Below are 16452 nucleotides of genomic sequence, written 5' to 3'. Positions count from 1 at the left end.
GCGTCGGGCCCGGGAGGCCGGCCATGAGCTGGGCAGCCACGGCCACCAGCATGTCCCGCGCTGCAGCATCAGCCCGGAGGCGTTCGAGCAGGAGCTGATCCGCTCGGCCACCGTGCTCGAGCAGGTGCTGGGGGAGGCCCCGCGGGCCTTCTCCTACCCCTTCAACAGCCATCTGCCCGGCGATGGGGAGATCTGCGGCCGCCACTACCTCCAGGTGGCCACCGTCGACGCCGCCCTGGTCACCCCCGCCACCCCGGCCCTGGACCTGCCCCGCTTCACCTGGCCGGGGCCCCACGCCAACCGGCTGCGCCGCCGCCGCTGGCTCTGCACCGGAACACTGGCCTGGCCAGGGAGATAGGGTCTGGATTCCTTCCACGTTGCGATGGCCTGGCCCCTGGCCGTGTTCGACGGGACCATCAGCCTCACCACGATCCAGACGCTCCTCCAGGACTGGGGGTACTGGGTGGTCTTTGGCGCCATGCTGCTGGAGAACGCCGGGGTGCCCCTGCCCGGCGAGACGGTGACGCTGCTGGCGGGCTACGCGGCCGGGAGCGGCCAGCTGCAGGTGCTCGGGGTGATGGGGGCGGCGGCCGGCGGGGCGATCCTGGGGGACAACCTCGGCTACTGGGTGGGGCGCCGTGCCGGCTGGGGGCTGCTGCTGCGGGCAGGACGGCTGCTGGGCCGGACCCCGGAGCAGATGGAGGCCCTGCGGGAGCGCTTTCTGCGCCATGCCGGCAAGTCGGTGCTGCTGGGCCGGTTCGTGGCGGTGCTGCGGGTGCTGGCCGGCCCCATCGCCGGGGCCGTGCACATGCCCTACCGCCGCTTCCTGCTGTTCAACATGCTCGGGGCCGTGCTCTGGGCCTCGACGATGGTGGGGCTGGCCTGGCTCGGCGGCCGCTGGATCCCCTTCGATCAGATGCTGAAGGGCGTGGCCGAGTTCGGCCTCGGCGCCCTGGTGCTGCTGGCGATCGTGCTGGTGGTGCCGAAGCTGGTGGGTCGCTTCGAGGAAAGGGCCCTGGAGACCGGAGGCGAGGAGCCTCCCGCCTGAGGGGATCGCTGCGGTGGCCTCCTAGAGGCCGAAGTACCGGCAGATCAGCCAGGGCAACGTCAGCGCGAAGGTCATCGACAGGGGGGCGCCGTAGCGGGCCATGTCGAGAAAGCGATAGCGCCCTGGACCGAACACCATCAGGTTGGTCTGGTAGCCGATCGGGGTGAGGAAACTCTGGCTGGCGGCGAAGGTGATCGCAAAGATGAAGGCCATCGGCGGCAGCGCCAGTCCCTTGGCCAGCTCCGCGGCGATCGGGAGCAACAGCACCACCGTGGTGCCGTTGCTGAGGGCTTCGGTGAAGGCCTGGCCCAGCACGACCACCACCAGCAGCACCGCATAGGTCGGCCAGCCCCTGAGGGCCTGCAGCAGATCCCCAGCCAGGGCCTCCGCCAGACCGGTCTTCTGCATCGCCACGCTGAAGCAGGACAGGGAGCCCAGCAGCAGGATCACATCCCAGCGGATCGAGCGCTGCACTTCCCCCGGCCGCAGGCAGCCGGTGGCCACCATCGCCACCATGGCCAGCAGCACCGCCGCCATCAGCGGCAGGACCTTGAACATCGGCAGCAGGATCATCAGGGCCGCAATGGCCATGCCGGTCAGTTTGCGATCGGTGGTGGGCAGATCCTTCTCCAGTTCATCGAGCAGCACCAGGTCGTTGTTGGCCTGCATCCCCCGGATCGCGTCGAGGGGGGCCTGAAGCAGCAACACATCGCCGGCCTGCAGCACCACCCGTCCCAGCAGCTCGCGCAGCACCTGGTTGCCGCGCCGCACCGCGAGCATGGTGGCGTTGTAGCGCTGCCGGAAACGCAGATCCCGGACGCTGGCACCGACCAGGGTGGAGCCGTTGGGCAGCAGCACCTCCACCACCCGCTGGGGGGAATCGCTGGCGCCGCTGAGTTCACGCAGATCCTCCTCCTGATCGCCCACGGGGGCGAGGGTGACGGTGTGCTCCTGCTGCAGCCGCAGCAGGTTGTCCCGGTTGCAGCGCAGCAGCAGCCTGTCCCCGGCCTGGAGCTGCAGATCGGCCAGGGGCGCGCTGAAACTCTCGGTCCCTCGGTGCAGTTCCAGCACATCCACGTCGAAGCGCCGCTGCAGGCGGCTGTCGTGAAGCGAGTTGCCGATCAGTTCGGAACCCTCCGGGATCAGGACATCGGTGATGTAGCCCTCCCGGGCCAGGCTCACGAGCATGTCGTCGTCACCGGAACCCCGATCGGGCAGCAGACGCTCAGAGAAGAAGAAGATGTAGGCACCCCCGATGAGCCAGACGGGGATCCCGATCGCCGTGAAGCTGAACAGGTCGAGGGAACCAAAACCCAGCTGACGGCTGACATCGCTGGCCAGGAGGTTGGTGGAGGTGCCGAGCAGGGAGATCGTCCCCCCCAGGATCGTGGCGAAGGACAGGGGGAGCAGCACCTTGGAGGGGGACACCCCGCGCCGGTGGCACCAGCTCTCCAGGACCGGCAGCAGGGTCGCGACGATCGGGGTGTTGGGGATGAAGCCGGAGACCGGTGCCACCACCGCCACCATCAGGCCGATCATCCGCTTCGGGCTGCGGACCGCATCGGAGCCGATCAGGGCCCGCAACCGGTCGAGACCGCCGCTGCGGAACAGGCCCGACGCCACCGCGAACAGGCCCATCAGGGTGATCAGGGCGGGGCTGCCGAACCCCTTGACCGCCTCCTCCGGAGTCAGCACCCCCAGGCTCACCAGAAGCGCCGCCGCCAGGAGGCCGGTCACCTCAGGAGCCAGCTTGCCGCTCACGAACAGGACGATGGCCCCGAGGAACACCAGGAGCGTGGTCAGACCCTGTCCGGTGGAGGCAACGGCGAGAAAACTCTGCATGGCAACGGCCTGATGTCAGCGATCTAGCAGGTCAGTGCCGTAACCGCTGCCCCCGACGCCGGAATCCCTCCCGCTTCAGAGGTAGAAGCCGACCGTCGTGACGACCCGGGTGCCGCGCTCGCGCAGGGCGCGCCGCAGGCGGATCGTCGACTGGTTGTGGAGCAGGTTCTCCCAGCGGTGCCGGGTGACGAACACCGGCAGCACCACCATGCAGAAGGCGTGGTGGTCCCTGGGGTGCTCCTGCTCGAAGCTTCCCACGAACCGGGTCACCGGATCCACCAGGGAGCGGTAAGGGGAGGGCAGCACCTCCAGGGGCACGTCCGGCAGCTGGCGGCTCCACTGGGCGCGGAAGGCCTCCCCCTGGTCGCCGGCGAGATCCACGTGCACCGCCACCAGGTCGCTGGCGACGCTGCGGGCGAAGCAGAGGGCCTCGTAGCTGCCCCGGTGCAACTGGCCCACCAGCACCACCGTGGGGGTGCCGTCGCCAGGCGGAGGGGGGGGCGGCAGCGTCAGCCGCCCGTCGGAAACGATGCGCAGGCGCCTGGCCACATGGTCGTAATGGGTGCGGATGCGCAGGTACATCAGCACGAGCAGGGGGATGGCGAGCACCACCACCCAGGCCCCCTGGGTGAACTTGCTGATCAGCAGCACCGCCCCCACCACGGCGGTGCTCACCGCTCCCAACCCGTTGACCAGGGCCCTGGCACGCCAGCCCCGGTCCCGCCGTTTCCACCAGTGCATCACCATCCCGGCCTGGGACAGGGTGAAGCTGATGAACACCCCCACCGCATAGAGGGGAATGAGGCGGCTGACGCTGCCCTCGACGATCACCAGCAGCACGCCGGCCAGGGCGCTGAGGGCCAGGATGCCGTTGCTGAACACCAGCCGGTCGCCGAGGGAGGTGAGCTGCCGGGGCAGGAAGCCGTCCTGGGCCAGGAAGGCCGCCAGCCGCGGAAAATCCGCAAAGGCCGTGTTGGCGGCGAGCAGCAGGATCAGCAACGTCGCCAGCTGCAGCACGAACAGCAGCGGCCCATCACCGAAGATCCGCTCCCCCAGCTGATAAAGGAGCGTCGGGCCGTTGTCCTCCACCACCAGGCCGCTCTGGCTGGCCAGGGCGCTGATGCCGCTGAACATCACGGCCAGCATCAGCACCATCACCACCAGCACCCGGCGGGCATTGCGCCACTCCGTCGGCCGGAAGGCGGCGACGCTGTCGCTGATCGCCTCGATGCCGGTGAGGGCGGCGCAGCCGGAGCTGAAGGCCCGCATCAGCAGCAGGGGGCCGATGGCCTGCAGCCCCTGGCTGCCCTGGTGGGCCGCCTCCAGCAGCCGCTGCTGCTCCGCCACCGGCAGGGGGGGCAGCTGGCCCAGCCCGGTCTTGATCGCCCCGGCCACCAGCAGGGTGACGACAGCGGCCATGAACAGATAGGTGGGCACACTCAGGAACCGGGCGCTGGAGCTCACGCCGCGCAGGTTGGCGAGCATCACCAGCAGCACCGCCAGCAGGCAGAGGGGCACCCGCTCGGGTTCCAGCGCCGGGACATAGGAGGTGAGGGCGGCGATGCCGGCGGCCACGCTCACCGCCACCGTGAGCACGTAATCGATCGAGAGCGAGGCTCCGGCCACCAGGCCCGGCGTCTGCCCGAGGTTCTGCTGGGAGACCCGGTAGGAGCCGCCCCCGTGGGGGTAGGCCTTGATCGTCTGCCGGTAGCTGCTGGCCACCACCAGCATCAGGCCCACGATCAGGGCCGTGATCGGCAGGGTGTAGCCCAGGGCTGCCGCTCCGCCCATCCCCAGCACCAGCACGATCTCCTGGGTCGCGTAGGCCACCGAGGAGAGGGCGTCGGAGCTGAGGATCGCCAGGGCCTCGGCGTTGCTGTACCGCTCCTCGTGGTGGGCGCTGGTGGGCAGGGGAAGGCCGATCAACCGGCGCCGCAGGTTGTCGAGGCCGGCCATGCGTCGTCGACTCGTCCGTGGGAGGCCCTGGAACGCTAGGAGCCGTGGGGCAGTGGCGCCTCCGCCAGGGGTGCGGGGCGAACCGGCCCCTGGAGAGCCCATGCCTATGGTTTGGGCCCCCTCTGGTCGGCCGCGTTGACGCCCTCTCCTGCCGCGAGCCCCTGGCATGCCCTGGCTCCCGAGGCCTGCCTGCAGGCGCTGGAGGCCAGCAGCGACGGTCTGAGCACCGCCCAGTGCGCCGAGCGGCTGGCCCGGCTGGGACCCAACCGGCTGGAGCTCAAGGCCGGGCGCAGCAACCTGCGCATCCTCTGGGACCAGTTCAGCAACGTGATGCTGATCATGCTGCTGGCGGTGGCGGCGGTGTCCGCGGGAGTGGCCTACGCCGCCCAGCGGTTCCCCAAGGATGCGATCGCCATCGTGCTGATCGTGGGGCTCAACGCCCTGCTGGGCTACCTGCAGGAGAGCCGCGCCCAGCAGGCCCTGCAGGCCCTGCGCAACATGGCCCAGCCCCTGGTGACCGTGCGCCGTGACGGCCTCTGGGAGCGGCTGCCGAGCGAGCAGCTGGTGCCCGGGGACCTGATCCGGGTGGAGGCGGGCGATCGGGTGCCCGCCGATGCCCGCCTGCTGGAGGTGGCCGAACTGGGCCTGCGGGAGGCGGCCCTCACCGGCGAAGCCGAAGCGGTGAACAAGCTCGCCGTGCTGGTGCTCGAACCCGCCACCCCTGTGCTGGAGCGCCAGAACTGCCTGTTCCAGGGCACCGAGGTGGTGCGGGGCCGCGGTCTGGCGGTGGTGACCGCCACGGGCATGCAGACCGAACTGGGCCGGATCGCCCAGATGATCAACACCGCGGGTGGCGAGACCACACCGCTGCAGGAAAGGCTCGACGGCCTGGCCAACGTGCTGGTGGGCTCCGCCCTGGCCCTGGTGGCCGTGGTGGTGCTGCTGGGCTGGCTGATGGGCCAGCGCCTGCTCGACCTGCTGGAGGTGGCCCTGTCGATGGCCGTGGCGATCGTGCCGGAGGGCCTGCCGGCGGTGATCACCGTGACCCTGGCGATCGGCACCCAGCGGATGGTGCAGCGGGCCGCCCTGATCCGCCGCCTGCCGGCGGTGGAGGCCCTGGGCTCGGTGACGGTCATCTGCACCGATAAGACCGGCACCCTCACCCTTAACCGCCAGGTGGTGCAGGAGCTGCGCAGCGGCACCACGGCCCTGGCGGTGAGCGGCAACGGCTACGACCCCCACGGCGACTTCCGCGCCACCGACCTGGCCCCGCCCCCCGGCGCCACAGCCGGTCTGGCCCCCGGTGGCCGGAATCTGCTGCTGCAGGCCGGGGTCCTGTGCAGCGACGCCGAGCTCAAGCAGGAGCCGGACGGCCGCTGGGAGATCCTCGGGGATCCCACCGAAGGGGCCCTGGTGGTGGCCGCCGCCAAGGCCGATCTCGATGGCTTCGCCCTGCGCAGTCACTACAAACGCGACGCGGAGATCCCCTTCAGCTCCGAACGCCAGCTGATGGCCGTCTGGGTGCAGGACCGCGAGGGCACCCTGCAGGCCCCCCTGGGGACCAGTGCCTCCGGATCCGCCACCCTGATGATCAGCAAGGGGGCCCCGGAGGTGATCCTCGGCACCTGCGACCGCTGGCTCGACGGTTCCGGCGCAGCGGCCCTCAGCGACGACCAGCGCCAGTGGTGGCTCGAGCAGGCCAGGGACCTGGCCGCCTCCGGCCTGCGGGTGCTCGCCTTCGCCTGCGCCCCCCACCACCCCAGCCCCGAGCACGAACTGGAGCACCAGGTGCTGCTTGGCCTGATGGCCCAGCTGGATCCCGCCCGCCCCGAGGTGGCCGAAGCGGTCTCCCGCTGCCGGGAGGCCGGGATCCGGCCAGTGATGATCACCGGCGACCATCCCCTCACCGCCCGGGCGATCGGCGTCAACATCGGCCTGGTGGACGCCGGTGCCGAGGTGGTGCTCGGCCGCCAGCTGGAGGAGGCCGACGCCGGCGAACTGGCTGCGATCGTCGGCCGCTGCCACATCTACGCCCGGGTGCCGCCGGAGCAGAAGCTGCGCATCGTCAAGGCCCTCCAGGGCCTGGGGCAGATCGTCGCCATGACCGGCGACGGCGTCAACGACGCCCCGGCCCTCAAGCAGGCCCACATCGGTGTGGCCATGGGCATCACCGGCACCGAGGTGAGCAAGGAGGCCTCCGACATGGTGCTGCTCGATGACAACTTCGCCACGATCGTCAACGCGGTGGAGCAGGGGCGGCTCGTCTACGCCAACATCCGCCGCTTCATCAAGTACATCCTCGGCAGCAACGTCGGCGAGCTGATCACGATCGGCTCCGCCCCCTTGCTGGGCCTGATGGGCGTGCCGATGACGCCCCTGCAGATCCTCTGGATGAACCTGGTCACCGATGGGGTGCCCGCCCTGGCCCTGGCGCTGGAGCCCGGCGAGGCCGGCCTGATGCAGCGCCCGCCCGCCGAACCCGGCGAATCGATCTTCGCCCGGGGCATCGGCAGCTACATCCTGCGCATCGGCGTGGTGTTCGCCGCCATCACGATCACGATGATGCTCTACGCCTCCCGCAGCGGCGTCCCCTGGAAGACGATCGTCTTCACGATGCTGTGTCTGGCCCAGATGGGCCATGCCCTGGCAGCCCGCAGCGACCGCCCCCTGGTGCAGGTGGCCCCCTTCAGCAACCCCTGGCTGCTGGGGGCGGTGGTGTTCACCACCCTGCTGCAGTTGTCCCTGCTGTACGTGCCGGTGCTGTCCACATTCTTCGGCACCGTGCCCCTTTCGGCCCGCGACCTGGGCATCTGCGTGGGCTTCAGTCTGCTGTTCTTCTTCTACCTGGAACTGGAGAAGGTGTGGCGGCTGTGGCGTCGCCGGCGCAGCGCCGACGCCTGAGTGCCGCACCGCCCCCGGACGACTGATAACGAGTGCTTGGTGAACCCATAGGGCTTTCCTTCCTGGGGGGGCCACCGCCGAGCGCCAGGGATCTTAGTGTTCGCCACCACGCGGGCCATCTCCGGTCCCGACCGTTCTCCCGCCATGACCCTGTTCTTCGCCCAGACGGCCTGGCTGGTCCCCCTCTATCCCCTGGTGGCGGCCCTGGCGTCCCTGGCCTGGTCGCCCGGATTCATCTGGAAGACGGGACCACGCCCCTGCGGCTACCTCAACCTGACGATGGTCACCCTGGCCTTCGCCCACAGCCTGCTGGCCCTGCTGGCCGCCAATGCCCACCCGGCCACCCTGCCGCTGCACTTCGGCTGGACCTGGCTGCACACCGCCGGACTGTCGATCGGCTTCGACGGCTCGATCACCCAGCCGGCCCTGATCGCCACGTTGCTGGTCACCGGGGTGCACGTGCTGGCCCAGATCTTCGCCATCGGCTATCTGGAGATGGACTGGGGCTGGCCACGATTCTTCGGCTCGCTCAGCTTCTTCGAGGCCGGACTCTGCGCCCTGCTGCTCACGGATTCGCTGTTCTTCAGCTATGTGATTCTCGAGCTACTCACGCTCGGCACCTATCTCATCGTCGGCACCTGGTACAACCAGTCGCTGGTGGTGAAAGGGGCGCGGGATGCCTTCCTCACCAAGCGCATCGGTGACCTCATCCTGCTGGCCGGTCTGGTGGCGATCCTGCCGGTCACCGGCACCTGGAACTTCGGAGCATTGGCCGCCTGGGCCGCCGCCCAGGCCCCGGGAAGCCTGCCCCTGAGCCAGCAGCTGATCCTGCTGGCCCTGATGGCCGGGCCGATGGGCAAATGCGCCCAGATCCCCCTGCACCTCTGGCTCGATGAGGCGATGGAGGGGCCGCTGCCCTCCACGGTACTGCGCAACTCGGTGGTGGTGGCCGGCGGCGCCTGGGTGCTGTTGCGCCTGCAGCCCATGCTCGCCCTCAGCCCGCTGGTGACCACGGTTCTGGTGGTGGTGGGCGGCACCACCGCCCTGGTCGGGGCCCTGATCGCCCTGGCCCAGATCGACATCAAACGGGCCCTGTCCTTCCTGGCCAGCAGCTGGATGGGTCTGCTGTTCCTGGCCGTGGGCCTCGGCGATCCGGGCGTGGCGGGCCACCTGCTGCTGGTCTACCCGCTGCCGATGGCGCTGGTGCTGATGGCGGTGGGCACGGTGATCGTCAGCAACGTCACCCAGGACCTCACCCAGCTGGGGGGGCTGTGGAGCCGCCGGCCGCTGGTGGGCCTGGCCTTCCTCACCGGAGCGGGGGGACTGATGGCCCTGCCCCCCTTCGGCGGCTTCGCCGCCATCCGTGAGCTCCTGGAGCTCTGCACCTCCAGTGCCCAGCCGGCCCTGCTGGGGGGGTTCGTGCTGGTCACCAATGCCCTGATCGCCGCCGGGCTGGTGCGGGTGTTCGGCCTGATCTGGGGCGGGCGCCCCAGCGTGTTCACGGCTCGCTCCGCCGAGGTGCTCTGGCTGATGGTGCTGCCCACCATGGTGCTGATGGGGGTGGTGCTGCACCTGCCGATCCTGCTGGCCCGTTTCGGGGTCTTCGCTGCCACCCCCCTGCTGGGCTGGGGGCCCCAGGCGGTGCCGCTGCTGGTGTCCACCCTGCTCGGGGGCGGTGTGTCGGCGGTGTTCTACCTGCGGCCCCACCCCCTGGCCCAGCTGCCGTCGGCCCTCGGCGGCCTGCAGCACTGGCTGGCCCACGACTTGAACACCGAGAACTTCTACCAGCGGTCCGTGGTGGCCCTGGTGGTCGGCCTGGCCCGCCTGAGCGCCTGGACCGATCGCCAGGTGGTGGACGGCTTCACCGGCGCCACCGGTGAGGCGGCCCTCCAGAGCGCCCGCCGGCTCAGCTTCACCACCTCGGGTCGCACCCAGACCTATGCCCTGACGCTGCTGATCGGCGTGGTGCTGATGGCGGCCTGGCTGCTGACGATCGTGCCCTCCTCCCTGCTGCGCTGATGGCCCTGCTTCTGCTTCTGCTCCTGCCGGCCCTCGGGGCCGTCCTCCTGCCCCTGCTGCCGGAACACCAGGCGCTGCTGCGCCGGGTCAGCCTGGCAACGGTTCTGCTCCAGTTCCTCATCGGCCTCACCCGGCTGGGCCAGGACCCCAGCGCGCTGCAACAGGTGTGGCTGCCCCGCATCGGTCTCTCCTTCGACCTCGGGCTCGATGGCCTGTCCGCCCCGCTGGTGGTGCTGATCGCCCTGATCGTCCTGGTCACGGTGCTGGCCACCCCCGCCGACCAGGCCCGGCCGCGGCTGTTCCTGAGCCTGCTGCTGGCCACCGATCTGGGCCTCACCGGTGCGGTGCTGGCCCGCAACGCCCTGCTGTTCCTGCTGGCCTACGAGCTGGTGCTGATCCCCACCACCCTGCTGCTGGCCATCTGGGGAGGCCCGCGTCGCACCCAGGCGGCCATCCAGTACGTCATGTACGGCGCCGTTTCGGGGCTCGCCCTGCTCGGCGGCGTGCTGGCCCTGGGCTGGCTCAACGGTGACGGCTTCAGCTTCGCCTTCACCGACCTGGCCTCCATGCAGCTGCCCTCCGGCAGCAGCCACTGGATCTTTGCCCTGCTGGTGCTGTCCTTCGGCCTCAAGCTGCCGGTGGTGCCCCTGCACGGCTGGCAGCCCCTGGCCTACGGCCAGGCCTCCAGCCCGGTGGCGATGCTGCTCAGCGGCGGGGTCTCGATCCTGGGCGGCTACGGCCTGCTGCGCTTCGCCATCGGCTTCCTGCCCGACGAGTGGATCCTCTGGTCGCCCTGGATCGCCGGGGTGGGGGCCCTCACCGCCGCCTACGGCGCCCTCAACGCCATTGTCCAGAGCGACATCCGCCGTCTGGTGGCCTACGGCTCCCTCGGCCACATGGGCCTGCTGGTGGTGGCCCTGGCCTCCGCCACCCCCCTGAGCCTGCAGGGAGTCGTGGCCCAGCTGCTTGCCCACGGCCTGATCTCGGCCCTGCTGTTCCACCTGGTGGGACTGATCGAAAGCAAGACCGGCTCCATCCAGATCCCGGAGCTGGCCGGCCTGCTCAACCCCTACCGCGGCCTGCCCTTCACCCTCGGTCTGTTCCTGCTGGCCCTGATGGCCAGCGCCGGCATCCCAGGACTGGCGGGCTTCGTGCCGGAGTTCCTGATGTTCGAGGCCAGCTGGACCCCCTTCCCGGTGCCCACCCTGCTGTGTCTGATCGCCTCGGGGTTCACCGCCGTCTACGCGGTGCGGCTGTTCAACAGGGTCGGCTTCGGCCGCCTCGACAACGACCGCGTCGACTACCCCTCCACGGTCTGGAGCGAACGCTTCCCCGCCGTGCTGCTCGCTGCCCTGGTGGTGGTGGGGGGCCTCTGGCCGGGCCTGCTGGTGGGCTGGAGCGAGTCCACCACCACAGCCCTGGCCCTGCGCCGTGAACCCTTCGCCGCCCTCGTGGCCATCGCCCCCTCCGCGTCCCCTCGCCAGTTGCCCTCATGACGCCCCCCCCCTCCACCCACCGCTACGCGGAGGTGATCCACCGCCTCGAGGCCGGCGGCTCGATGCTGCCGGACACGCCCGAGAACCTGATGCAGATCATCGGCATCTACAAGGCCTATGCCGTGCCGATGGACTTCTACTGGCGCGACCTGCTCTACATCGCCGAGCAGGTGTTCCTCGATCCCCTGCCGGCCTTCAAGTACTTCCCCTCCCAGGAGTACCTCGATCTGCCTAACTCCTACGCCGGTGATCAATCGAAGCTGCGCATCTGGCGCGGCGGTGCGACGGCCCACCCGGAACTGCTGGAGTTCATGGCCAAGGGGGAAACCACCCGCATGCCGAAGCTGCTCCACCACCTCTGGCATGACCGGATCAACATGGAGTTCGCCGAGGCCTGCATGGATGCCATGTTCTGGCACCAAGGAATGGGCGGCCGCTTCTACGACTACCTGGAGTGTGACGCCTACAAGGCGAATGCCGATCGGGCGATCAAGGCCTACTTCCGGGGCAACCCCCTGATGCTGGGGCTGTATGCGGTGTTCCCGGAGATGTTCCTGGAGCAGGTGCGCAAGATGAGCTACTACGCCAATCTCGGCCTCTTCTGGGAGGTGATGGCGCCGGTGTTCTTCGAGATGAGCGACATCTACGACGAAGGCGGCTTCAAGGGCGTGCCCGACGCCATGAACTTCCTGGTGAACGGCATCTTCGCCGTGGCCGGCCGGCCGGCCGATCTACCACCATGTGTACATCGGCGGGGAATGCTTCGAGATCATCCCCAAATCGGAAGGCATCACCTGGCTCTACGAGGCGGCCCTTCCCTACGTGGAGGCCGTCTTCTACCGGACCGCCCCCTTCCGGGGCACCAAGAGCTACAACGCCCAGGCCGGCCAGGTGCCGGACAAGCAGGAGGACTTCCACTACGGCATCCTCTATGCCGACGTGTTCCCGGTGGGCTCGGCCGGGATTCCCCCCACCCTGCTGATGCAGGACATGCTCCACTTCCTGCCGCCCTACCTCACCGAGTTGTACGCGAAGCACAAACGGGGCGAGGGGGACATCCTCAACCAGCTGGGGATCACCTTCCAGCGCTCCATGTACAACGTCACCTCGGCGGTGATCCAGGCCCTCCGTTGCGCCCTGCTCTATCCCCTCGATGACACCGACCCGGAGCACCTGATGGCCAACCGGCGCTTCTTCGAGGCCCAGATGGACCGTTTCCTGCGGCCCGAGGCGCGCCTGCCCCAGATCCAGACCCAGGACTACCGCTAGGAGACCCCCATGGCCAACATCATCGAAACCGCCAAGGGAGCCGGGGTCTTCGGCACCCTGCTCACCGCCGTCGAGGTGGCCGGCCTCACCGGCGCCCTGGAGAGCCCCGGCCCCTTCACCGTCTTCGCCCCCGTCGACGACGCCTTCGCGGCCCTGCCCCCCGGCACGGTCCAGACCCTGGTGGACAACGTGCCCCAGCTGGCCCGCATCCTCAAGTTCCATGTGCTCTCCGGGGCCTACCTGCGGGAGCAACTGATTGAGCAGCAGGAATGGGAGAGCCTGGAGGGGGCCCCGGTGGCGATCCGCCGGGCGGACCCCTTCGAGGTCAAGAACGCCACCGTCGTCTCCGCCGACATCGTCTGCGACAACGGCATCGTGCACGTGATCGACCGGGTGATCCTGCCCGGATGACCAGAGCGGTGCTGCTGGCGGCCCTCGGCGGCCTGATCGCCGGCCTGGTGGGCTGCGCCGCCGGCAACGGGGACCCCGGCAGCCCCACCATGGCCAAGATCCGCGACCGGGGACGGCTGGTCTGTGCCGTGGATGGGGCCGTTCCTGGATTCAGCACGGTGGGCCCCGGCGGCGCCTTCGTGGGCATCGACGCCGACTTCTGCCGGGCGGTGGCTGCCGCGGTGCTCGGGGACCCCACCAAGGTGGAGTTCCGGCCGGTGACGGCGGGGGAGCGCTTCGTGGCCCTGGGCAGCGGCGAAGTGGACCTGCTCTCGATCAGCTCCACCCACACCCTCAGCCGCGACGCCCCAGGCGGCAATGCCCTCAGCTTCGGGCCTGTTTTCTTCTATGACGGCCAGGGGGTGATGGTGCCCGCGGCCAGCGGCATCCGCCGCCTGCGGCAGCTGGCCGGCAAGCCGATCTGCGTCGAGAGCGGCACCAACACCGAGCTCAACCTGGCCGATCGCATGCGGGAACTGGGGGTCGCCTACCAGCCGCTGCGCTTCCAGTCGGGCGAGCAGGCCTATCCGGCCTACGAGCAGGGGCGCTGCGCCGCCATCACCAGCGACAGCTCCCTGCTGGCGGCCAAGCGCAGCGGCTTCAAGGAGCCGGCGGCCCACGTGCTGCTCCCCGAGCTGCTCAGCAAGGAACCCAGCGCCAAGGTGACGGTGCAGGCGGATCCGGCCTGGGCCGATGCGGTGCGCTGGGTCACCCACACCCTGGTCCAGGCGGAGGAGAGCGGCCTCACCCAGGCCAACGTGGAGGCCCGGCGGGCCGCCGCCAAGAAGGACACCAGCCAGGCGGAGCAGCGCCGCTTCCTGGGAATCGAGGGGGATTTCGGTCGCCAGCTGGGCCTGCCCGCCGACTTCACGGTGCAGGTGGTGAAGGCGGTGGGCAACTACGGCGAGTTGTTCGAGCGGCACCTGGGCAGCGCCACGCCCTTGGGCCTGGAGCGGGGTCTCAACCGGCTCTGGAGCCGCGGCGGCCTGCACATCGCCCCGCCCTTCCGCTGAGGAGGTTCCGGGCGGCCTACCTGCGCCGGCCCGCACCTGCAACAATGCGGCCACTCAAGGAAGCAAGCATGCTCTGGAACCGGACCCTCTCCCTCGGGGCCTCCCTCCTGGCCGCCGGCCTGCTCGCCGGTTGTGCTGGGGATGATGGCGGTGTGCAGAGCCAGAAGCTCTCCACGATCACGGGGCGGGGCAAGCTGATCTGCGGGGTGGAAGGCAAACTGCCCGGCTTCAGCTTCGTGGGCCCCGACGGCAAGTACCTGGGCCTCGACGTGGACGTCTGCAAGGCCGTGGCCGCGGCAGTGCTGGGGGATCCCGAAAAGGTGGAGTACCGCGATCTGAACTCCAGCGAGCGCTTCGCCGCCCTGGCCAGCGGCGAGGTGGATCTGCTGTCGCGCAACACCACCATGACCCTCAGCCGCGACGCGGCCGGCGGCAATGGCCTCAGCTTCGCCCCCACCACCTTCTATGACGGTCAGGGCGTGCTGGTGCCCGTGGCCAGCGGCATCAAGGACCTCAAGGGCCTCGCCGGCAAGCCGATCTGCGTCGAGAGCGGCACCACCACCGAGCTCAACCTGGCCGACCGGATGCGGGAGCAGAACATCCCCTACACGCCGCTGAAGTTCCAGACCAGCGACCAGACCTTCGCCGCCTACCTCAGCGACCGCTGCGTGGCCGTCACCAGCGACCGCTCCCAGCTGGCGGGCAAGCGCACCAGCTTCCCGAAACCGGACGATCACACCCTGCTGCCGGTGGTGATGAGCAAGGAGCCCCTCACCCCCGCCACCACCAACGGCGATCCCGCCTGGGCCGATGCGGTGCGCTGGATCGTCTACGGCCTGATGCAGGCCGAAGAGAGCGGCATCACCCAGGCGAACGTGGACGCCAAGCTGGCCGAAGCCAAGGCCAACACCAACCAGGCCGACCTGCGCCGCTTCCTGGGGGTGGAGGGTGATTTCGGCAAGCAGCTCGGCCTGCCGCCCAACTTCGTGGTCAAGGCGGTGAAGGCCGTGGGCAACTACGGCGAGATCTTCGATCGCAACGTCGGGCCCGCCTCGGCACTCAAGCTCGACCGGGGCCTCAACCGCCAGTGGAAGGACGGCGGTCTGATCTACTCGCCTCCCTTCCGTTGATGGCGCCGGTCCCCCCCGCCGACCCGACCCCTTCGCCCCTGTCTGCCCCCAAACGGGCTGCCCCCAAGCCGCCCTGGTGGCGCGACCGCCGCGTCGTGCCCTGGGTGGTGCAGGCCGTGGTGGGTCTGCTGGTGCTGCTGCTGATCGCCTTCCTGCTGGGCAATCTGATCCGCAACCTGACGGCGGCCGGCCTGCTGCTGAGCTGGCGCTGGCTGCAGCAGCCCGCCGGCTTCGACATCTCGGAATCGGTGATTCCCTTCAATGCCCAGCTGCCCTACTGGCGCGCCCTGGCGGCCGGTCTGGTCAACACGATCCGGGCGGTGCTGGTGGGTTTGGTGGGGGCCACCCTGCTGGGCACCCTGGTGGGAATGGCCTCCTTCAGCCACAACGGCCTGCTGCGGCGGCTGGCTCGGGTCTACGTGGAGGTGGTGCGCAACATCCCCCTGCTGCTGCAGCTGGTGTTCTGGTACTTCGTGGTGTTTCTCACCCTGCCGAACGGCCTGGCGGCCATCCAGCTCCCCGGCCTGGTGCTGGCCAAATCGGGGCTCTACATCGCCGGGTTCGGTGAGGGCCTGCGCTGGATGGGCCCCACCCTGGTGAACGGGGTCTGGCAGTCACCGGTGCGTCTGAGCGTCGAATTCGGCGCCCTGCTCACCGGCCTGATCGTTTATTCGGGGGCCTTCATCGCCGAGGTGGTGCGGGGCGGCATCGCCGCCGTTCCCAAGGGGCAGTGGGAGGCGGCCTCTTCCCTGGGGCTGAGCTGGTTCGCCACCCTGCGCTGCATCGTGCTGCCGCAGTCGCTGCGGGTGATCGTGCCGGGGCTCAACACCCAGTACATCTCCCTGGCCAAGAACTCCTCGCTGGCCGTTGCCGTGGGCTACACCGACCTCTATTCCGTGGCCGAAACCACGCTCAACCAGACCGGGCGGGCGGTGGAGGTGATTCTGGTGCTCCTGGCGGCCTACCTCACCCTCGACCTGCTGATTTCGGCCCTCATGAACGGTCTCAACCACCTGGTCCAGATCCGGGAGCGCTGAGATGAAATCCCTGCTGCGGCGGTTGCGCGCCGAACTCTTCGCCACCCCCGCCGACGCGGTGCTGAGCCTGGTGTTGATCACGCTGCTCAGCCTGGGGGGCTTCGGCGTCCTGCGCTGGGCCCTCACCCAGGCCCAGTGGGCCGTGGTGAAGGTCAACAGCACCCTGTTCGCCGTGGGCCGCTACCTGGCCACCCGGGGCAAGAAGGGTCAGATGGCCGCCCTCGACGATCTGCTCTCCGCCAAGGAGTTCGCCAACAGCTTCGGTCGCGACACGGTTCCCTACCTCAGGGG

The 16452-nt window shown here is 69.6% G+C and carries 11 protein-coding genes and 2 pseudogenes; 11 read left to right on the top strand and 2 right to left on the bottom strand.

Annotation, left to right across the window (positions count from 1 at the left end; genetic code table 11):
* Both VB734_RS05195 and VB734_RS05190 read left to right on the top strand, forming a co-directional pair.
* On the top strand, positions 1-358 hold a 358-nt coding region (locus VB734_RS05195; RefSeq protein ID WP_323243046.1), incomplete at its 5' end, for a polysaccharide deacetylase family protein.
* A gap of 24 nt (positions 359-382) precedes the next feature.
* A complete protein-coding gene (locus VB734_RS05190) occupies positions 383-1048 on the top strand; it encodes a DedA family protein (RefSeq protein WP_323243045.1) in 666 nt (221 codons plus the stop codon).
* Between the two features lie 21 nt (positions 1049-1069).
* Here VB734_RS05190 and VB734_RS05185 read toward each other — a convergent pair whose 3' ends face one another.
* Both VB734_RS05185 and VB734_RS05180 read right to left on the bottom strand, forming a co-directional pair.
* Positions 1070-2890, bottom strand: coding sequence for an SLC13 family permease (locus VB734_RS05185; protein ID WP_323243044.1), 1821 nt, complete (start codon positions 2888-2890; stop codon positions 1070-1072).
* 75 nt (positions 2891-2965) lie between these two features.
* Positions 2966-4846 carry an APC family permease gene (locus VB734_RS05180; RefSeq protein ID WP_323243043.1) on the bottom strand — a complete coding sequence of 627 codons (1881 nt, stop codon included), beginning with the start codon at positions 4844-4846 and terminating at the stop codon, positions 2966-2968.
* Positions 4847-4981: 135 nt separating this feature from the next.
* On the opposite strand from VB734_RS05180, the gene VB734_RS05175 reads away from it, so the two are divergent.
* From VB734_RS05175 to VB734_RS05135, 9 genes and pseudogenes are all read left to right on the top strand, one after another.
* Complete coding sequence (locus VB734_RS05175) at positions 4982-7747, top strand: cation-transporting P-type ATPase (RefSeq protein ID WP_323243042.1); 2766 nt, start codon at positions 4982-4984, stop codon at positions 7745-7747.
* Between the two features lie 144 nt (positions 7748-7891).
* Positions 7892-9766, top strand: a complete 1875-nt coding sequence (locus VB734_RS05170; RefSeq protein ID WP_323243047.1) for an NAD(P)H-quinone oxidoreductase subunit F — start codon at positions 7892-7894, stop codon at positions 9764-9766.
* Positions 9766-11262, top strand: coding sequence for an NADH-quinone oxidoreductase subunit M (locus tag VB734_RS05165; protein WP_323243041.1), 1497 nt, complete (start codon positions 9766-9768; stop codon positions 11260-11262). Before VB734_RS05170 ends, VB734_RS05165 begins: the two co-directional genes overlap by 1 nt.
* Positions 11259-12531 (top strand): annotated as a pseudogene (locus VB734_RS05160) (CO2 hydration protein). The gene VB734_RS05165 and the pseudogene VB734_RS05160 overlap by 4 nt, the downstream one beginning before the upstream one ends.
* 9 nt (positions 12532-12540) lie before the next feature.
* Positions 12541-12942, top strand: a complete 402-nt coding sequence (locus VB734_RS05155) for a fasciclin domain-containing protein (RefSeq protein WP_323243040.1) — start codon at positions 12541-12543, stop codon at positions 12940-12942.
* Positions 12939-13994, top strand: coding sequence for an amino acid ABC transporter substrate-binding protein (locus VB734_RS05150; protein ID WP_323243039.1), 1056 nt, complete (start codon positions 12939-12941; stop codon positions 13992-13994). Before VB734_RS05155 ends, VB734_RS05150 begins: the two co-directional genes overlap by 4 nt.
* Positions 13995-14062: 68 nt before the next feature.
* Positions 14063-15124: an amino acid ABC transporter substrate-binding protein gene (locus tag VB734_RS05145; protein ID WP_323243038.1), complete on the top strand. Its 1062-nt coding sequence runs from the start codon at positions 14063-14065 to the stop codon at positions 15122-15124.
* Positions 15124-16161 carry an ABC transporter permease subunit gene (locus tag VB734_RS05140; RefSeq protein ID WP_323243037.1) on the top strand — a complete coding sequence of 346 codons (1038 nt, stop codon included), beginning with the start codon at positions 15124-15126 and terminating at the stop codon, positions 16159-16161. The genes VB734_RS05145 and VB734_RS05140 overlap by 1 nt, the downstream gene beginning before the upstream one ends.
* A 1-nt stretch (position 16162) precedes the next feature.
* Positions 16163-16452, top strand: a pseudogene (locus VB734_RS05135) (hypothetical protein); the annotation flags it as partial.

Source organism: Synechococcus sp. BA-124 BA4 (assembly GCF_034931165.1).
The sequence above is the reverse complement of the archived record's forward strand: the minus strand, read 5'-3'. Positions and strand labels throughout refer to the sequence as shown.